Origin of the sequence: Hoeflea sp. YIM 152468 (assembly GCF_029210485.1) — a bacterium.
In the GTDB taxonomy this organism is placed as follows: Bacteria; Pseudomonadota; Alphaproteobacteria; order Rhizobiales; family Rhizobiaceae; genus Hoeflea.
This window is the reverse complement of sequence record NZ_JARGET010000012.1, coordinates 1-18,701: the sequence shown is the minus strand read 5'-3', so window position 1 is coordinate 18,701 and position 18,701 is coordinate 1. Positions and strand designations below refer to the sequence as shown.

At 58.7% G+C, this 18,701-nt stretch carries 15 protein-coding genes; 4 read left to right on the top strand and 11 right to left on the bottom strand.

What is annotated here, in order from left to right; genetic code table 11:
* Nucleotides 1-22 precede the first annotated feature (22 nt).
* Nucleotides 23-511 (top strand): MaoC family dehydratase, encoded by a 489-nt coding sequence (locus PZ897_RS06725; protein ID WP_275751061.1) that lies wholly within the window; start codon nt 23-25, stop codon nt 509-511.
* A 23-nt stretch (nt 512-534) separates the two neighbouring features.
* Here the strand turns inward: PZ897_RS06725 and PZ897_RS06720 are convergent, their stop codons facing one another.
* From PZ897_RS06720 to PZ897_RS06705, 4 genes are all read right to left on the bottom strand, one after another.
* Nucleotides 535-1,089 carry a sarcosine oxidase subunit gamma gene (locus PZ897_RS06720; RefSeq protein WP_275751059.1) on the bottom strand — a complete coding sequence of 185 codons (555 nt, stop codon included), beginning with the start codon at nt 1,087-1,089 and terminating at the stop codon, nt 535-537.
* Nucleotides 1,082-4,078: a sarcosine oxidase subunit alpha gene (locus tag PZ897_RS06715; protein WP_275751057.1), complete on the bottom strand. Its 2,997-nt coding sequence runs from the start codon at nt 4,076-4,078 to the stop codon at nt 1,082-1,084. Before PZ897_RS06715 ends, PZ897_RS06720 begins: the two co-directional genes overlap by 8 nt.
* A complete protein-coding gene (locus tag PZ897_RS06710) occupies nt 4,075-4,398 on the bottom strand; it encodes a sarcosine oxidase subunit delta (protein ID WP_275751056.1) in 324 nt (107 codons plus the stop codon). The genes PZ897_RS06715 and PZ897_RS06710 overlap by 4 nt, the downstream gene beginning before the upstream one ends.
* Nucleotides 4,399-4,497: 99 nt before the next feature.
* On the bottom strand, nt 4,498-5,751 hold the full coding sequence (locus PZ897_RS06705; RefSeq protein WP_275751054.1) for a sarcosine oxidase subunit beta: 1,254 nt from the start codon (nt 5,749-5,751) through the stop codon (nt 4,498-4,500).
* A gap of 333 nt (nt 5,752-6,084) precedes the next feature.
* Between PZ897_RS06705 and rpsU the strand changes: the two genes are divergently transcribed.
* The 3 genes from rpsU (at nt 6,085) to PZ897_RS06690 (ending at nt 7,951) form a co-directional block, all read left to right on the top strand.
* The gene (gene rpsU / locus PZ897_RS06700; RefSeq protein ID WP_343217446.1) at nt 6,085-6,318 is read left to right on the top strand and encodes a 30S ribosomal protein S21; all 234 of its coding nucleotides are present in this window, start codon (nt 6,085-6,087) and stop codon (nt 6,316-6,318) included.
* A 120-nt stretch (nt 6,319-6,438) separates the two neighbouring features.
* Nucleotides 6,439-7,293 carry a tetratricopeptide repeat protein gene (locus PZ897_RS06695; protein WP_275751305.1) on the top strand — a complete coding sequence of 285 codons (855 nt, stop codon included), beginning with the start codon at nt 6,439-6,441 and terminating at the stop codon, nt 7,291-7,293.
* Nucleotides 7,294-7,450: 157 nt separating this feature from the next.
* On the top strand, nt 7,451-7,951 hold the full coding sequence (locus tag PZ897_RS06690; RefSeq protein ID WP_275751052.1) for a DUF992 domain-containing protein: 501 nt from the start codon (nt 7,451-7,453) through the stop codon (nt 7,949-7,951).
* An 87-nt stretch (nt 7,952-8,038) separates the two neighbouring features.
* On the opposite strand, the gene PZ897_RS06685 is transcribed toward PZ897_RS06690, so the two are convergent.
* From PZ897_RS06685 to PZ897_RS06655, 7 genes are all read right to left on the bottom strand, one after another.
* Nucleotides 8,039-9,439: an NAD(P)(+) transhydrogenase (Re/Si-specific) subunit beta gene (locus PZ897_RS06685; RefSeq protein ID WP_275751050.1), complete on the bottom strand. Its 1,401-nt coding sequence runs from the start codon at nt 9,437-9,439 to the stop codon at nt 8,039-8,041.
* Between the two features lie 10 nt (nt 9,440-9,449).
* Nucleotides 9,450-9,869, bottom strand: coding sequence for an NAD(P) transhydrogenase subunit alpha (locus PZ897_RS06680; RefSeq protein WP_275751048.1), 420 nt, complete (start codon nt 9,867-9,869; stop codon nt 9,450-9,452).
* Nucleotides 9,869-11,020: a Re/Si-specific NAD(P)(+) transhydrogenase subunit alpha gene (locus PZ897_RS06675; protein WP_275751046.1), complete on the bottom strand. Its 1,152-nt coding sequence runs from the start codon at nt 11,018-11,020 to the stop codon at nt 9,869-9,871. Before PZ897_RS06675 ends, PZ897_RS06680 begins: the two co-directional genes overlap by 1 nt.
* Before the next feature lie 82 nt (nt 11,021-11,102).
* Nucleotides 11,103-11,327 (bottom strand): aa3-type cytochrome c oxidase subunit IV, encoded by a 225-nt coding sequence (locus PZ897_RS06670; RefSeq protein ID WP_275751044.1) that lies wholly within the window; start codon nt 11,325-11,327, stop codon nt 11,103-11,105.
* 129 nt (nt 11,328-11,456) lie between these two features.
* Nucleotides 11,457-12,224, bottom strand: coding sequence for an acetyltransferase (locus PZ897_RS06665; protein ID WP_275751042.1), 768 nt, complete (start codon nt 12,222-12,224; stop codon nt 11,457-11,459).
* A 218-nt stretch (nt 12,225-12,442) separates the two neighbouring features.
* Nucleotides 12,443-14,773: an EAL domain-containing protein gene (locus tag PZ897_RS06660; RefSeq protein ID WP_275751040.1), complete on the bottom strand. Its 2,331-nt coding sequence runs from the start codon at nt 14,771-14,773 to the stop codon at nt 12,443-12,445.
* A 158-nt stretch (nt 14,774-14,931) separates the two neighbouring features.
* Entirely contained in the window at nt 14,932-18,414 is a 3,483-nt protein-coding gene (locus PZ897_RS06655) for an indolepyruvate ferredoxin oxidoreductase family protein (RefSeq protein WP_275751038.1), read from the bottom strand.
* Nucleotides 18,415-18,701: the final 287 nt, after the last annotated feature.

The window sequence follows — 18,701 nt, the reverse complement described above, 5'->3', positions numbered from 1 at the left end:
CGGGATAACTTGGGGGATTGATGTGCAGCGCGTGATTTCAATTGCTGAGATCAAGGATCTCGTTGGAACGGAGCTTGGCGTGTCCAAATGGATGGACGTGCCGCAATCACGCATCGACACTTTCGCCGACGCCACTGATGATCGCCAGTTCATTCACGTCGATCCTGTGCGCGCGGCTGAAACCCCGTTCGGGGGTACGATTGCGCATGGTTTTCTGACGCTTTCGATGCTCTCGGCCATGCATACCGATGCGGTGCCGCGGCTGCGGGAAGACAATTTCGGCATCAATTACGGCTTCAACAAGATCCGCTTCATGGCGCCGGTGCCCGTCGATGGCCGCATCCGTGGCCGGTTTTTCCTCAAGGAGGCACGGCTTCGTGGTCCCGGCAGAATGATGACCACATTCGATGTGAAGATTGAAATCGAAGGTGTCAAAAAGCCGGCGATGACAGCCTCCTGGCTGACCGTCATCCAGTTCGATCCGAAGGACTGGCCACAGCAGGACACATGAAACCTGCAGGCCCCCTCCTGCGCTTACGCCAGGCAATCCTTTGCGGCTTCTGACAACACGCCGAAAGCATAGTCCGCAAACGAACGCCAGCATTCGACCCGGAACTCTTCCGCTCCCGTCCGCAGGATCACCACTTCAATCTTGCCCAACACGGTCCGGCTGGCTGATCCGACAGGAAAGGCTCTCTCACTCAGGTTCTGCGGGCAGCCGCCTTGGACGGTGGCGCGCGCGCCCTTGCCTGTCACCAGGATCGCTGTGTTGCGATGAGAAATGTCAACGGCGGAATGCAGCGCCGCGGCCTTTGCCAGATCTGCAGCCGGATCGCCGTTCTCGTCAATGATCAGCCATTCATCTGGTCCAAGCCAGGCAATCAGCCGCCCCGTGTCGGTGCGCGCTGATGTCTTGGGGGCCGCCGGCAGTTCAAGACCGAGCGCCTTGGACAGCGCCTCCGCCTCTCGCGGGTCAGCCCGCAGCACAACACGATGTGCAGCAGGCGCAGGCGTCAGCATAACGCCGGTTGCGCCAATCGCGCGTCCTGCGAGCGATTCGAGACGGGTGGGGTGAGCGATATCAGCCATTCAGCCGCACTCCTTCCTTGTCGATGAAAACAGTATCGGTGACTTCCACTTCAATTGTCCTCTCAGGCATCGGCACATAAAGCGTCCTGCCCTTGAGCGCCCTCCCGTCAATCACGACACCCATGGCAATCGACCGGCCGCAATTCTCCGACCAGTAGGACGAAGTGACATGCCCGATCATGGTCATCGGCACGGACTGGTTCGGATCGGCGACGATCTGCGCGCCCTCCTCCAGAACGATGTTCGGATCCTTGGTGGTCAGGCCAACGAGTTGTTTACGGCCACCGCCAATCAGGTCAGGCCGCCGCAGACCGCGAATGCCGACGAAGTCGGGTTTTTTCTTGGCAACCGCCCAGTTCAATCCGGCATCGTCCGGCGTCACCGTACCATCGGTGTCCTGGCCGACAATGATATAGCCTTTTTCGGCCCGGAGCACATGCATGGTCTCGGTTCCATAGGCGCAGGCCCCCAGCGGTTCCGCCCGCGCCCACAACGCTTTCCACACCGCGTCACCATAATCAGCAGGCACATTGACCTCGTAACCGGCTTCGCCGGTGAACGACATCCGGAACAGCCGTGTCGGCACGCCGCAGATTGTGCCTTCGCGCAGGCTCATATGCGGCATGGCTTCGGTGGACAGATCGATGCCCTCGACCAGCGGCGCGATGATCTCGCGTGCCTTGGGCCCCTGCACCGCGATCACCGCCCATTGCTCCGTCGTCGATGTCAGCCACACCTTGAGATCCGGGAACTCGGTCTGCAGATAATCTTCCATATGGTGCATCACCCGCGGCGCGCCGCCGGTGGTGGTGGTCACGTGGAAGCGGTCCTCTGCCAAGCGACCGACGACGCCATCATCATAGATGAAGCCGTCTTCACGCAGCATGATGCCGTATTTGCAACGGCCCGGCTCCAGCTTGTCCCAGCCATTGGTGTACATGAGATTGAGGAACCTGGCGGCATCGGGGCCGACAACTTCGATCTTTCCCAGCGTCGAGGCGTCGAACATCCCCGCGCTCTCGCGCACCGTGCGGCATTCGCGATTGACAGCCTGATGCATGTCTTCGCCCGGGCGCGGATAGTACCAGGCACGTTTCCACTGACCGACATCCTCGAACACCGCGCCGTGGGCTTCTTCCCAGTCATGCATGGGTGTCCTGCGGATTGGCTCGAACAAGTCACCCCGGGAATGAGTGACGATCGCGCCGAATGTCACCGGCGTGAAGGGCGAGCGGAACGTGGTCAGCCCCACCTGCGGCAACGGCTTGCCGAGCATTTCGGCAGCGATCGCCAGACCATGGATATTTGACGTCTTGCCCTGGTCGGTGGCCATGCCGTTGGTGGTGAAGCGTTTGACATGCTCGATCGAGTGCATGCCTTCGCGCACGGCAAGCCGGATATCCTTGGCGGTGACGTCGTTCTGAAAATCGACAAAGGCCTTCACCGTCGTCTCGGGCCCGGCGCCGGCAGCCGATCCCATCATGCTGCCGGTCCATAATGTGGCTGTGTCCGCATCCGGTGCGGTCCACACAGGCCCGGTCTCGACCCCGGCCGCCTTCGCCGCTTCATGGCCGGCTTTGGCAGCACCATCCATCGCATCGGCCAGATCATCGACGCCGCTGCAGGCGCCGACACTGGCGCAAGCCTGAACGTGGTGTCCAGGCAGAAAGCGTTGGCCTTCCTCGTCCCAGACCACCTTACCGCGCGACTGCGAATACATATGCACCGAAGGCGTCCAGCCCGAGGACATGATCAGCGCGTCGACAGCAATATCACGCGTCGAGCCGGCCGAAGCCTTGCCCACCTTCATCGACTTGATCCGAAGCTTGCCGGAGGTGTCAAGCACCGCCTGACCACTCAGCACCTCGATGCCGAGTTCGCTGGCCCGCGCCACCAGGGCCGGATCGGGATCGGTCCGCACATCGACAATCGCCGGCACCGAGACGCCGGCCTGCTTGAGATCAAAGGCCGCCGACCACGCCGAATCGCAGGCCGTATAGACGCCGACTTTGCTGCCGACCGCGACACCGTAATGATTGAGATAGGTCCGCGCCGCCGAGGCCAGCATGATGCCGGGACGATCATTGTTGGCGAACACCATGTGCCGCTCGATGGCGCCGGTCGCGATGATCACCTGCCTGGCCCTGACCTGCCAGAGCCGCTCGCGTGGCAGGGACGCATCCGGGTTGGCCAGGTGTTCGGTCACCCGCTCGACAAGGACGACATGGTTCTGCGCCTGATAGCCGAACGCCGTCGTGCGGGTGAGCACCTTCACATTGTCCATGGCGCGCAATTCGGCGGTCGCTGCCTGCGCCCAGTCCCAGCCCGAGACGCCATCGACTGTCGCATCGGTGTCGTGATGGAAAGCCCCGCCTGTTTCGGCTTGCTCGTCGCAGACGATGACCTCTGCACCGGCATGCGCCGCCGCAAGTGCCGCGGTCAAACCGGCCGCGCCACCGCCGATCACCAGAACATCGCAATGGATGAAATGATTGGCATAGTGATCGGGGTCCCGCTCGCTCGGCGCCACTCCCAGACCTGCAGCCGCGCGAATGATCGGCTCATAGAGCTTTTTCCATGCCGCTTTCGGCCACATAAAGGTCTTGTAGTAGAACCCGGCGGCAAAAAATGGCGAGGCCAAATTGTTGATCCCGCCAACATCGAAGGCAAGCGACGGCCAGCGGTTCTGGGACTTGGCCTGCAGCCCGTCATAGACTTCTTGCACCGTCGCTCTGATATTGGGTGTCCGCCGCGCCGCGTCGCGGCCGACATCCAGCAACGCATTGGGCTCTTCCGATCCGGCTGACAACATGCCGCGCGGGCGATGATACTTGAACGAACGACCGGTCAGGTGAATGCCGTTGGCAAGCAATGCGGACGCAAGCGTATCGCCTTCGACTGCCGTCAGAACCTTGCGGTCAAACGTAAAACGCAGGGTCTTGGCGGGCGTCAGCCGGCCCTTGCCCTTGATCCGGTTCGCGCCGCTCATTGTGCCGCTCCCTTGAGCTTCAACTTGCCATCTTCGCCACGCTCGACCTCGACCCGGGGCTCGCCCGCCCTGTAGGTGGTGACGAACTGGTCGCTGACCGTATCGCGCACGGCGTTGAAAAACCGGGCGCAGCCGTGAATATGCCGCCAGCGCTCATAGGCTACGCCTTTGGGGTTGGTACGAAGAAAGAAGAATGTCTTGAATTCCTCGTCGCTTATCCCGGCAATGTCTTTCGGCCGCTCGATATGCGCCTCGCCGGCATTGCGGAACTCGAGCTCGGGCCGCTCTTCCTGGCAATAGGGACAATGGATCAGAAGCATCGCTTGGTCCTTGGTCGGTTTTTGGTCTTGATCACGGCAGTTTCGGGGTGGCCGCGGTTCGGGGTGCCGGCAAGCTCGACTGTTGCAAGATGAGCTTGCTCAATGCGCCACGGCCGCAGCGGCCGCCTCGTCAATCAGGCGCCCGGTCTGGAAGCGCTCCAGGTTGAAGGGGGCGTTAATCCTGTGCGGCTCATCACGGGCGATGGTGTGGGCAAACACATTGGCCGACCCCGGCGTTGCCTTGAAGCCGCCGGTGCCCCAGCCGCAATTGACGTAGAGCCCCTTGACCGGCGTTTTCGACAGGATCGGCGACCGGTCCGGCGTCACGTCGACAATACCGCCCCAGGACCGGAGCATCTTCATCCGGGTGAACATCGGAAACATTTCGCAAATGGCGTCCAGCGTATGGCTGAGAATGTGCAAACCGCCGGTTTGCGAGTAAGACGTGTACTGGTCGGTGCCCGCGCCGATCACCAGTTCGCCCTTGTCCGATTGCGAAATATAGGCATGCACCGTGTTGGACATCACCACGCAGGGAAAGACCGGCTTGACCGGTTCGGACACCAGAGCCTGCAACGGGTAGCTTTCGAGCGGCATGCGCACGCCGGCCATTTCCATGATCACCGAAGTATGACCTGCGGCTACGACTCCGACCTTTTTGGCGCCGATAAAGCCTCGGCTGGTATCAACGCCCGAGACCGAGCCGTCATCGGCGCGGCGAACCCCGGTCACCTCGCAATTCTGAATGATATGCACGCCCATGCTGGCTGCAGCCCGCGCATAGCCCCAGGCAACGGCATCGTGCCGCGCCGTGCCGCCCCGGCGTTGCAGGGCCGCGCCGACCACCGGGTAGCGCGCCGACCGCTCGATATTGAGAGGCGGGCAAAATTCCTTGGCCTGCTCCGGTGTCAGCCATTCATTGTCGACGCCGTTGAGCCGGTTGGCATGAATGTGGCGCTTGAACCCTTGCTTGTCATGCACATTGTGCGCCAGCATCATTACGCCGCGCGCCGAGTACATCACATTGTAATTGAGATCCTGGGACAGGCCGTCCCAAAGCTTGAGCGCATGATCGTAAAGACCCGCACTTTCATCGTAGAGGTAGTTGGAGCGGATGATTGTGGTGTTGCGCCCGGTATTGCCACCGCCGAGCCAGCCTTTTTCGATCACGGCAATATTTGTGATGCCGTGCTCCTTGGCCAGATAATAGGCCGTACCCAGACCGTGCCCTCCGGCACCGACAATGATGACGTCGTACTCTTTTCGCGGCTCCGGTGATGACCATTGCTCGGGCCAGCCCTTGTGCCCACGCATTGCCTCACGGGCAACGGCAAAAACGGAGTATTTGCGCATGGCTTTCTGGCTCCAAACGGTTACATAGATGTCCGCCCAGCAAGAGCAAATTCGTCTGTCTCGCATCGGCTCCTTTGCGACTTCTGGACGGGCATGAATGTCGCACCGCACCGTGTCGCAGATTGCATCAGATCAAAACCGACGTTCATCTTGACCCATGATCGGATGAAAAATACGCTGGCGAGGCCATTGTCAAGGTCACAAGGACTGGACTCCGGCCTTTGGAACTGGTACTTGCCGCGTTAATCGTACCGCCCATGGCCGAGCGAGCAGTAATTGTTTGTTTGTCAGGGTTGCTGAAGCCAACCAAAACCTCGAAGGAACGGGATCAACGTGCAGGTACTTGTCCGCGATAACAATGTCGATCAGGCGCTCCGCGCTCTGAAGAAGAAAATGCAGCGTGAAGGCATTTTCCGCGAAATGAAAATGCGTGATTTTTATGAGAAGCCGTCGCAGAAGCGCGCGCGTGAAAAGGCAGAAGCCGTCCGCCGTGTCCGCAAGCTTGCGCGCAAGCGCGCTCAGCGTGAAGGCCTTATCGGGGGTGGCCGTCCGGCGCCGACTCGTTAATACAGGTTGTTTTAGCCCTTTTGGGGTTGCATGAATGTGAGGCGGGGACGAAAATTCGTCTCCGCCTTTTTCAGTGTGGCGAACCGGGTTGTGCCCGGTTGAACAAATGGGACATGGATGATGGGTTTTTTTGCAGCGGCGAAGACAAAACAGCGGCCTTCCAACCTTGCTCGCTGCTTGTTGCTTGCAACGGTGTCCGCTGTCACGCTCGCCATGTCCGGCTGCAGCACCACCTCGCCTGTTGACGCCATCTCGATTGACCGGGCTCAGGGCACGGATGAAAACATTTCCTCGCTCACCGAAGTCATTCAGCGCAACCCGCGCGATCCGGAGGGATACAACGTTCGCGGCGCAGCCTATGGGCGGTCCGGGCAGTTCCGCAATGCGATCGACGATTTCAATCGCGCCATCCAGCTCAACCCATCATTCTATCAGGCCTATGCCAATCGCGCGCTCATCCACCGATCCATGGGCAACCTGACCGACGCCGCCAATGACTACAATCGCGCGCTGCAGATCAACCCGCGCTATGATGTTGCCTATATCGGGCGTGGCAATCTCTACCGCCAGGCCGGCCGCACCAACGAGGCGATGAACGATTTCGACCGCGCCATCAATCTTCAGACAACAGATCCGCGAGCCTATCACAACCGGGGTCTGATCAAGCAGCAGCGCAATCAGCATCCTCAGGCAATCGAGGATTTTTCGACTGCGATTTCGTTGGCACCCAATTCCCCCGAGCCCTACAATGGCCGCGGCATTTCCTATGTCGCTCTCAATGATGATGACAATGCCTTCGCCGACTTCAACCGGGCGGTCGAGCTCAATCAGAGAATTGCTGAATCCTGGTCCAATCAGGCCCTGATCTACGAGCGCCGCGGCGACAAGAAGCGTGCCTCCCGGTCCTATGCCCGGGCAGCCCAACTCGACCCGAAATACCGTCCGGCCATCGACGGTCTGTCGCGGGTACGTTGATCAGGCCACCATCACCCGATCAAGGTGCGCGGCAGAACCACCCCCCCCTTGCAGTGAATTGAAACTCCCGCGGACTGAACTGCGCGCCGTTTCGTGGAACCATTGCTGTGCACACCCGTTGTAGGCTCGAACCAACAATCGGGAAAGTGAGTTCACAATGATTTCAAGAACCAAGATCACGGCCGCTGCGGCTCTCGCTGCAGTCGTCACCCTCGGCGCGACCTCGATCCCGGCCCGGGCTGACAGCGTCGAGCTCGGCCTGCTCGAGTGTGCCGTCGAAGGCGGCACCGGCTTCGTCTTCGGCTCCTCCAAGGACCTGGCGTGCGAGTACACCCCTGCAAACGACAGCGAGGCCAAGGAAGCCTATTTTGGCGTCGTCAACAAGTTCGGCATCGACATCGGCGTGACCGGCGCGACCTTGATAGAATGGGTCGTTCTTGCTCAGACAACGGACTACCAGTACCAGCCGGGCTCGCTTGCAGGCGATTATCGCGGTGTTTCCGCCGAAGCATCCGCTGCGGCAGGCGCCGGGGTCAACATCCTTGTCGGCGGCTCCGAGCAGACTTTCACCCTGCAGCCGGTCAGTGTTCAGGCCCAGGAAGGCGTGAATGTCGCCGTTGGCATTGCCGAGATTCAGTTGCGCTCAGCCGCCAATTGATCATCAACCGCAAAAACAGCAAGAGGCCCGGCAGCAATGCCGGGCCTCTTGTGTACACACGGCCTGATTTGGCTCATCCGTGCACGATCATCCGTGCTCGATGGCCTTGACGATGTCGTCCGTCATCTTCTTGGCGTCGCCCAGCAACATCATCGTTCCATCCTTGTAGAACAGCGTGTTGTCGATTCCGGCATAGCCGGACCCCAGCGAGCGCTTGACGAACAGGCAGGTACGGGCCTTGTCCACATCAAGGATCGGCATGCCATAGATCGGCGATGCCTTGTCGTCGCGCGCCGCCGGATTGGTGACGTCGTTGGCGCCGATCACATAGGCTACGTCTGCCTGCGCAAACTCCGAGTTGATGTCCTCGAGTTCGAACACTTCGTCATAGGGAACATTGGCTTCAGCCAGCAGAACGTTCATGTGACCGGGCATGCGGCCCGCCACGGGATGGATGGCGTATTTGACCTCGACACCCTGTTCCTTGAGCTTGTCGGCAAGTTCGCGTGTGGCGTGCTGTGCCTGGGCGACAGCCATGCCATAGCCGGGAACGATGATGACCTTGGATGCATTGGCCATCAGGAAGGCGGCGTCGTCGGCAGAACCCAGCTTGACGGTGCGGTCGATGTCGTCATCGCCCGCAGCTGCCGTCTCGCCGCCAAAGCCGCCCAGAATGACCGAGATGAACGACCGGTTCATACCCTTGCACATGATATAGGACAAGATCGCACCGGACGACCCGACCAGTGCGCCGGTGATGATCAAGGCCAGATTGCCAAGTGTGAAACCGATACCGGCCGCTGCCCAGCCCGAATAGGAGTTGAGCATCGACACCACGACCGGCATGTCGGCGCCGCCGATGGGCACAATGATCAACACACCGAGCGCCAGAGACAGAAGCACCACCAGCCAGAACACCGTGTAGCTTTCGGTTGCCACCAGAACCGCCACCAGAACCACGATACCAATTGCCAGCGCGGCATTGATGATGTGACGCATCGGCAGCATGATCGGCTTGCCCGACATGCGTCCGTCAAGTTTGAGAAACGCGATGATCGAGCCGGTGAAGGTGATGGCGCCGATGGCCACACCCAGCGACATTTCAATGAGCGCCTGCGCGTGGATCTCGCCAATTTCGCCAATGCCGAAGGCATGCGGGGAATAAAGCGCGGCCGCAGCCACCAGCACTGCCGCGAGGCCAACCAGACTGTGAAATCCCGCGACAAGCTGCGGCATCGAGGTCATCGGTATCTTGCGTGCAATAACGGCACCGACGCCGCCACCAATGGCGAGACCGGCAACAATCATCACCAGGCCACCGATTGAAGGCTCGGCCAGCAACAAAGTTGTGACAACGGCAAGCGCCATGCCACTCATGCCATAGAGGTTTCCCTTGCGGCTTGTGGTGGGATGCGAAAGGCCTCGGAGCGCCATGATGAACAGGACACCCGAAACGAGGTAGGCGAATGCGGCAAAATTCTCTGACATCAGCCTGCCCTCACTTCTCTTTTTTCTTGTACATGGCCAGCATCCGCTGGGTGACGAGGAAGCCGCCGAATATATTGACCGATGCAAGCACCAGCGCCACAAATCCGAAACCGGTTGCCCAGCCCGACAGCGATGTTCCGACCGCAAGCAGGGCACCGACCACAATCACCGAGGAGATTGCGTTGGTCACGGCCATCAAAGGGGTGTGCAGAGCCGGCGTCACCGACCAGACAACATAGTATCCGACGAAAATCGCCAGGACGAAAATCGCCACCTGGAAAACGAACGGGTCAATTGCCCCGCCACTGGCCGCATGCACGGCTGCTGCGATGCCATCGCCTGCTGGCCCGGCATTCTCCGCGGCTGCGCGCACCGCGCCCACAGCCTGCTCGAGGGTTTCAAGAGCGGTATCGAGTGCTGACCCTGCCATCATGCAGCTCCCTTGCTTGTTTCGCCGCCAAACGCGGGATGAATGACTGCGCCGCCATGGGTCAGCGCAGTGGCCTTGACCAGTTCGTCCTCAAGATCAACCGACACGGTCTTGGTGTCCTTGTCGATCATTGTATCGAGGAAGGTCAGAAGGTTTTTGGCATAAAGCAGCGATGCGCTTGCCGCGATCTGACCCGCCATATTGAGAATACCGATCACGGTGACACCTTCGACAGTGACCGTGTCACCTGGCTTGGAGCCCTCGATGTTGCCACCGCGTTCGACCGCCAGATCGACAGCGACCGAACCCAGACGCATGCTCTTGAGCATGTCGCGGGAGATCAGCTTCGGAGCGGGGCGGCCGGGAATAAGGGCTGTCGTGATGACGATGTCCTGCTTGGAGATGTGATCGGCCACCAGGGCGGCTTGTTTGGCCTGATAATCCTTCGACATTTCCTTGGCATAGCCGCCGGATGTTTCGGCCGCCTTGAATTCATCGTCTTCGACCGCGATGAACTTCGCCCCGAGCGAGGCAACCTGTTCCTTGGCAGCCGGACGCACGTCGGTGGCCGAAACCGCTGCGCCAAGACGGCGGGCTGTGGCGATCGCCTGCAAGCCCGCGACCCCGGCGCCCATGACGAAGACCTTTGCTGCGGGCACCGTCCCCGCTGCCGTCATCATCATCGGCATCGCCCGGTCAAATGTATGGGCTGCTTCAATAACGGCCTGATACCCGGCCAGGTTTGCCTGCGACGACAGAACGTCCATCGATTGTGCGCGGGTGATGCGCGGCATCAGTTCCATGGCAAAACTTGTCACACCGGCTTTCGCCAATGCCGCAAGCGCCTCTTCATTGCCGTAAGGGTCCATCTGCGCAAGCACGATTGCACCGGATTTCAGCGATTTCATGTCGCTGCTGGAGGGCCGGCGCACGCGCAGCACCACATCGGCCTTCTTGGCATCAGCAGCGGTACCGGTTCTGGCTCCGGCTGCAACAAAATCCGCATCGGCAATCCGGGATTTTTCGCCAGCGCCTTTTTGGACGACGACATCCAGGCCAAGCGCGGTCATTTTCTTCACCGTCTCCGGCGAAGCTGCGACACGCGACTCGAGCTGATCTGACTCTTTGGCTACAAAAACTATGGCGCCCACGAGAGCCCCTCCTCTAGCAAACAGGATGAGACGAGCCATGACGGATCACCAGGGATCCGCAACCAAACCCGCGGCGAATATTTCAGCGGGAAAGGATACTGGCGCCAATGATGAGCACCAGGAACAGCAAGAATGCCGTGATGGCGCCTGCTCCGGTGAAAAAATACACTGCCATACCAATCAGCAGCGCGACATTGAAGATGACGGCGTATTTCGCCCCGACAAGAAATCTGGTGTAGGTTTTTTCGTGCTCGGAATAATCCATAGCAGCGCCGGTTTCGACAGGACCGTTCATTTGTTCAGCCATGCTGTAACTCCCCAATTGGCATTTCAACGAGGGATTACACAAACCCCAACCATTGTGCAATGGACATCCGGTCACAGTCCCGTTGCAAAACAACCGGAACTCGCGGAAAACCTTCGCTCAGCTGGCCATTTACAGCAATTCGGGCAGGCGCATTGCACCGCGGGCGCGCTCGACTGCATATTTTGCGGTGGGGCGAATTGTCAGCGGCGGAAGACCCAGTTCCTCGCGCGGAGCGAACATCAGTTTGCGCTCATGCGGCTGTGACTGGAAAAATGGATAGCGTTCAAACAGGGTTCTCTTCAGCTCATGTGCATTTGCACCCTGCAGCTCGAGATGATTTTGGTATTGCTCGACATAGCGCGGGCCCGCCAGTTCGATGGATTGAAACACGCGCTTGTAGAATGCCCGGTGATTAGGCTTGGTGACCGAAAGGCAGAAATCCACATCGAAATAGACCGTCGCCATGGTTGCAACGCGTAAGGTGAGGTACGGCAACGCCGGATACTCACGCATGATTTCCGGATCAGCAGCAAACCGAACCGGATCAATGAAGGTCTTGCCCGCATCCAGCAGCGGGTGCATGACATCCGGAAATTGCGCCACGGCGACGCCGTCACGATGGGCTGCGGTGACGTGATGCACGCGGATGGTGGAAACGAGCTGCTCATCAAAGAATATTCCCATCACATGGGCATTGGGCTTGAAGTCCAACTCGTCGATCAGCAAGGAATCCCGATTTTCCCGTGCCAGGCCCACCGTGGTGAAGGCCTTGTAGCGAAGTCGGGCGATGTCTTCGAGGTCGTCCGCGCTTTCAATTCGACGATATTCGATACTCTCGAGAAAGCGCATCACGTTTGCGCTGAACCCTGAAATTTTGGCCTGAGCGGCATGAGCCATTGATGACAAGTCCCCGTCGTTTCGCACGAGGAAAGCTTATCGTTAAATTTGTATTAATCAATCTCAGGACAGTCTCTAAGACTTATTAACTACCTGTTAAGGTTAACGAAGGGTCAGATTACTTAGTCAAAACAATACGCCTGTAAAAAAGAGCCTGTATGAATTCAGGTTGTGTATCCGGCGTCATGCGGCGCAGAGCGCGGCTCCGGATCCTCTGGTCAGCTGTTACAGGATCCATCTGCCTGCGTCACATGGCTCTCCAAAGTCGGTCTTTTGGGGTGCCCGGACATTTTCCCTACCAGCTCGACAAACGCGGTTGCGGGCATTGGCACACCAAAAATGTAGCCTTGAATGATATCCGCGCACTTGTTCTCGCGGATCATTTCCAGCTGATCTTCCGTCTCGACGCCTTCGACCACAACCTCCAGCCCAAGCTCCCGGGCCAGGTGAACCACGCCTCTCAACAGTTTCATCTTTTTTGCATCCTTGGTCAGATCTCGAACAAAGGACCGGTCGATCTTGACCTTGTTGAGCGGCAACATGTCGAGGTAACTCAGGCTAGAGTAACCAGTGCCGAAATCATCAATGGCAATGGACATTCCCATCGCTCTAAGTTCGGTGAGGATCTCGCGTGCGTTGTCGAGATCATTCATGATCCCGCTTTCGGTAATCTCCAGTTGCAGCCGCTCCGCCGGCAGGTTTGCGCGATCAAGCGCGTCGGCAATCACCGAAACGATCCCGCGGTCATTCAGATCGTGGGCTGACAGGTTGACTGATACAAACAGATTTCGGGGCCAATTGGCTGCATCCTGCACCGCACGTTCAACCACACATCGGGTCAGCTCGCTAACAATCCCCATCTCCTCGGCAAGCGGAATATACACAGCCGGTGACACCGATCCGAGTTCCGGGTGCGTCCACCGGGACAATGCTTCAGCACCAACAATCCGGGTGCCGGCCGCATTGAACATCGGCTGATAGAACAGATTCATCGTCTGGGTCCGGATCGCTTCACGAAGGGCTGCCTTCATCCGCTGCCGGTCCGAGTACCGCAGATCCATGGATTTCTCGAACAAGGTCCAGCGGTCCTTGTCCCGACGTTTGGCTTCATACAGGGCGAGATCGGCCTGAATGTGCAATTCTTCGATCTGCACACCGTCGACCGGAGCCATGACCACACCGCCTGACAGGCTGATGAACAGTTTATGCCCGTCGATAATGTAGGTGCCGCGCAGCGTGTCAATGACATGATTCATGGTCGACACCAGGTCTTCGGCATCCTTGACATCGGGAATAAACAGGACGAATTCATCGCCGCCAAAACGCGAGTTCACAAACTTCTGTCTGGAAAGCGACCGAAGTCTGTTGGCGATGGCGATCAACAGCTTGTCGCCGCTGACATGCCCCATGGAATCGTTGACATACTTGAAATCGTCAATATCGAGGACAGCCAGCGCCAGATTTTGACCTGGCTCCGCCTTGGCGATTTTCAGTTCCACGACCTCTTTGAACCATGACCGGTTTGGCAATCCGGTCAGATTGTCAAAGCGAGCCATGTGAAGAATGCGTTTTTCCGACTGAATACGGTCCGACACATCCTCAAAGATCAGCACCACGCCCTTTTCACCCCGGTAACGGGCGCTGAACTCGAGCCAGGAGTTTTTATTGACGCGGACCAGCGCACGGTCGTCACGGCCATTGATCAGGTTTGTGAGGTGCTGATTGATCTGGGCGAAGTTTTCCGTCGCAACAATACCATTCCGGACCCCCAGCCTCAGGGTTGCTTTCAAGGCACGGCCTGTCAGCTTGGTGGTCTCGTCGATGTTGAAGAACTCGCGCGCCTTGCGGTTGGCCACTTCAATTCGGCCGTCACCGTCCAGCATGAACAATCCATGCGACATGTTGTTGAGCGCCGTGTCGAACCGCTCGGCAATTTCCGCCGTTTCCCGTTCGGCCGTTACCGAATTGAACAGGAAATCACGAACGCCATTTGCCATCGAACGCGTGGTCAGGAAAAGCGGCAGCAGCAGAAGCGCCATCAGGATCATGTAGGGATCGCGGGCCAGCAACAAGCCGGCCATCATCGGCAGACAGGCAGCCAGAACGATCATGTCGACATTCAATCGTGATCCGAAATTCCGCCCGACGACGGAGATCATGCTCGCCATGGTCACGGAAATCGTCACAAGCTCGGCAAAGGGATCCTGAGCGACGACCAGAGCATGTCCGCATATCGTGCCCAGGATGGAGCACGTGATAAACGATCCGGTTACATAACGCTTTTCCCAGTGCAGCGTATTGGCCATCTTGAAATTGGCCTTCTGCAACCGGTCGAACACCATCATGTCGATGTTGCGAACGGTCCAGACAACGAAAAGAGCCAAGGCTGCATAGAGATAGAACGGATCGTCAATGCGGAGATAGACTGCCATTGTTGTCACCACATGGGCTATCATGCCGGCAAACAACGTGCCGCGCTGCTGATAGAGCGAGACCACGAAGGAAAGCCGGACATCGGCCGCAAATGATGTGTTGTCTGCCGCTTGCATGAACACTAACCCTTGGATTTGTACTGGCAATCTATCAGGGTTGTCTTAAGAACACATTTATCCGAAACCCGAAATCTGAAACAGTCTCAAGCAATTAGGTTTGAAATCCTTGATCACAAAATCAAGAACAACAACGCCCCATCCAGCTGAAAAACCAGTTACTCTGCGGCAAGCGCGCTAAGTTTAGAAGACCCAGAAAGAATAGATCCCTTCATTTCGTTCTTTTTAACATACGCATCAGCCTTGTTACGCTCCTTAACATGGCCATACCCCCTAATACTCTGGGGGTAACTCAGGAAACATGCTATATCCGTGATGTTTCGACGATCAAGGACACTGGTCATTTGCGTCAGCTCGCCAATGAACTCTGACAGCATATGCCGTTCCATCCGTCGTTCACGGCTGTAGCCAAACACATCCAGAGGCGTGCCGCGCAGAAATTTCAATGCGGAAAGCACCGGAAACAGCACGCTCACGCCGGCCCCGAAGGCGGACTTTACGGGATGACCGTCTGCATCCTTTCTGCCCAGCACCGGCGGCGCCATATGATACTCGAGTTTGCCGTAGCTCTCGAACTGCTTGCTGAGTTGGCGCTTGAAGCTGCCATCGCTGTAGAGCCGCGCCACTTCGTATTCATCCTTGATCGCCATCAGTTTGAACAGTGATCTTGCAGCCGCCTCCGACGCAGCGCCAGGCTGGCCCGAAGCAAGCGTTTCAGCCTCGACAAGCGGGGTGAGGAGGTTGCGGTACTTTGCAGCCCAGGCCTTGTTTTGATAGGCTTGGAGGAAGTCGGCACGGCGATCGATAAGATCCGCCACGGTTTCCACGCTCGCCGTTTCAGCCCCGGCTGCCCGGTCAGAGACCAGCGCTTCCACCGACTGGGGATCGTGCCCGGCTTTTCGGCCCCACCGGAAAGCGGCTATGTTCATGGCAATTGCCTGGCCGTTGAGTGTGATGGCCTGCTCGACAGACTTCGGTGACAGCGGCAAGGCGCCCTTTTGCGACGCCATGCCGAGCATGAACATGTTGGCGGCGATTGCATTTCCGAAAAGCCGCGTGGCGGCAAAGGTGGCGTCGAAAAAGCTGGTGCGATCAGCGCCGGCTGCCTTCACGATGGCCCGCTTGAGCCGCTCGGTCGGCAGTGAAAAATCGGCGTTGCGAGTGAAATCGCCCGGCATGACTTCGTTAGTATTGACCAGAAAGGCTGTTTCACCTTCGCGGACTGAAGTCAGAACTTTCCGTGACCCGGAAACCACCAGATCACAGCCCAGAATGAGATCGGCCTTGCCAGCCGATATCCGGATCGCATGGATATCCTCGGGCCTGCGGGCAATGCGGACATGCGAGTAGACCGCGCCGCCCTTCTGCGCCAGACCCGCCATGTCAATCATCCCGCATCCCTTGCCTTCAAGGTGTGCCGCCATTCCCAGTATTGCCCCGATGGTGACCACACCGGTGCCGCCGACACCATCGATAATGGATGCCCACCCCTGCTCAAGGGGAGCAAGAGCCGGCTCCGGCACCCCGGCCAACGGGTCCGGGGCTGATGCGAGCACATTGGTATCAACCTTGCGGATGCGCGCTCCATGCACGGTGACAAAGGACGGGCAAAAGCCATCCACACAGGAAAAATCCTTGTTGCAGCTGGACTGATCGATCCGGCGCTTGCGCCCGAACTCGGTCTCCACAGGCTGGATCGACACGCAGTTTGACTGAACGCCGCAATCGCCACAGCCTTCGCACACAAGTTCGTTGATGATCACCCTCTTGTCCGGATCGGGGTAGGTGCCACGCTTCCTGCGGCGGCGCTTCTCGGCGGCACAGGTCTGGTCGTAGATCAGAACGGTTACCCCGGGCACACCACGCAGCTCACGTTGCACGGCATCCATCTCGGAACGGTGGTGAAAACTCATCATCGGCGGCCAGGCAGTGCCCGGCGCATAGCGGTCCGGCTCATCACTGACCAACGCGATCCGTTGCACGCCTTCGGCCCAGACCTGGCGGGCGATCGCATCGACGCTAAGGCTTCCCTCGTGAGGCTGTCCGCCGGTCATCGCCACAGCATCATTATAGAGAATTTTATAGGTGATGTTTGCATCCGAAGCGATGGCGAACCGCAAGGCCAGTACACCGGAGTGATTGTAGGTACCATCTCCAAGATTCTGAAAGATGTGCTCACGCGAGGTGAAAGGCGCCTGCCCGACCCATTGCGCTCCCTCGCCACCCATCTGGGTGAAACCGGTGGTGTCGCGATCCATCCACAATGCCATGAAGTGACAACCGATCCCGGCTGCGGCAACCGACCCCTCGGGAACTTTGGTTGAGCTGTTGTGCGGACAGCCTGAACAGAAATACGGTGTGCGCGAAGCCACCTCGGTGACGCTTGCCAGCATGCTTTGAAACTGGCGAATGCGCTTGACCTTGGCGTCGATGTCTTCGGAGTGGCCGATGACCTTGAGCACGCGCTCCCCCACCGCAACCGCGATATCATTGGGATCAAGCGCGCCCTTGACCGGAAACAGCCAATCGCCGCGCTCGTCACGCTTGCCCACCACCGTGGGCTGAAGCGCGGTCCCGTACAGGGCTTCGCGCAATTGGCTTTCCAGAAGCGAGCGCTTTTCTTCGACCACAATGACCATGTCGAGCCCGTCGACGAAGTCTCGCATGTCAGCAAGGTCGAACGGCCACGGGCAGGCAACCTTGAACAACCGGACGCCGATCCGGTTGGCGCGGGCTTCGTCTATCCCGAGATCCTCGAGCGCCTGACGCACATCCAGGTAATTCTTGCCGACCGTCAAGATGCCGATCTTCGCATCGGAACCACCCGAATAGATCATCCGGTTCAGTCCGTTGGCGCGGATATAGGCGCTCGCGGCGTCACGCTTGTACTCATGCAGGCGCATTTCCTGGCCAAGGAAATCGAGATCATGCGCACGAATGTTGAGCCCGCCCGGCGGCAACGCTGTTTCCGGCAGAATGATTTTCAGCCGGTCAAGCCCTGCATCCACCGATGCGGTCGATTCTACGTTGTCCTTGACGCACTTCAGTGCCGCCCAGGTTCCGGCGAAACGTGACATCGCAAACCCGTGCAGGCCGTAGTCGATCATTTCCTGCACACCGGCCGGATTGAGGATGGGGATCATCGTGTCAACGAAATTGAATTCGGTCTGATGGGCGTTGGTCGAGCTTTCCGCAGTGTGATCATCCCCCATCAGGGCCAGCACGCCCCCATACCGGGATGATCCGGCCAGGTTCGCGTGACGGAACACATCTCCGGAACGGTCCACGCCGGGGCCCTTGCCATACCAGAGCGCAAACACACCATCATACTTGCCGAATCCGTCCAATTCAGTCTGTTGTGATCCCCAGCAAGCCGTCGCAGCCAGTTCCTCGTTCAGGCCAGGCTGGAACACGATGTTGCGCTGGGACAGAGACCTTTGCGCATGCATGATCTGCTGGTCCAGGCCACCCAGCGGCGACCCGCGATAGCCGGAAACGAAACCGGCAGTGTTAAGCCCCGAGAGGCGGTCGCGCTCATGCTGCATCATCAGGAGACGAACCACCGCCTGCGATCCGGTCACAAAAATCCGGTCTTTGGAAAGATCGAACTTGTCGTCGAGCGAAACATCATGCGCAGTCATTGTGGTCTCCTCAAACCATGCCAATTCCGCTCAGACCGGAACCGCAACCAATCACAGGCTTTCTCCACCCATGCCCTGCACCAGTATTCGAGCCAGTCGGTGCGGCGGTCAATGGATTTCATAGCCGGGCATCCATTGCGCAATCAGCTGGTTGGCAATCAGCCTGACGCGCAATTTTCTGTCGCATCCGCCGCCTGCCGCGACCGTTTCAGCGGCCGATGGAATGGCCGCCATCAACGGTAATCGAACTGCCGGTCATATAGGCCCCCGCCTTCGATGCCAGCAGA

Excerpts from the sequence above, each read along its gene's own strand:
- PZ897_RS06655 (WP_275751038.1), bottom strand. The coding sequence starts at position 18,414 with ATGACTGCGCATGATGTTTCGCTCGACGACAAGTTCGATCTTTCCAAA.
- PZ897_RS06720 (WP_275751059.1), bottom strand. The coding sequence starts at position 1,089 with ATGGCTGATATCGCTCACCCCACCCGTCTCGAATCGCTCGCAGGACGC.
- PZ897_RS06660 (WP_275751040.1), bottom strand. The coding sequence starts at position 14,773 with ATGCAAGCGGCAGACAACACATCATTTGCGGCCGATGTCCGGCTTTCC.
- PZ897_RS06690 (WP_275751052.1), top strand. The coding sequence starts at position 7,451 with ATGATTTCAAGAACCAAGATCACGGCCGCTGCGGCTCTCGCTGCAGTC.
- PZ897_RS06705 (WP_275751054.1), bottom strand. The coding sequence starts at position 5,751 with ATGCGCAAATACTCCGTTTTTGCCGTTGCCCGTGAGGCAATGCGTGGG.
- PZ897_RS06685 (WP_275751050.1), bottom strand. The coding sequence starts at position 9,439 with ATGTCAGAGAATTTTGCCGCATTCGCCTACCTCGTTTCGGGTGTCCTG.
- PZ897_RS06670 (WP_275751044.1), bottom strand. The coding sequence starts at position 11,327 with ATGGCTGAACAAATGAACGGTCCTGTCGAAACCGGCGCTGCTATGGAT.
- PZ897_RS06695 (WP_275751305.1), top strand. The coding sequence starts at position 6,439 with ATGGGTTTTTTTGCAGCGGCGAAGACAAAACAGCGGCCTTCCAACCTT.
- PZ897_RS06715 (WP_275751057.1), bottom strand. The coding sequence starts at position 4,078 with ATGAGCGGCGCGAACCGGATCAAGGGCAAGGGCCGGCTGACGCCCGCC.
- PZ897_RS06710 (WP_275751056.1), bottom strand. The coding sequence starts at position 4,398 with ATGCTTCTGATCCATTGTCCCTATTGCCAGGAAGAGCGGCCCGAGCTC.
- PZ897_RS06665 (WP_275751042.1), bottom strand. The coding sequence starts at position 12,224 with ATGGCTCATGCCGCTCAGGCCAAAATTTCAGGGTTCAGCGCAAACGTG.
- PZ897_RS06680 (WP_275751048.1), bottom strand. The coding sequence starts at position 9,869 with ATGGCAGGGTCAGCACTCGATACCGCTCTTGAAACCCTCGAGCAGGCT.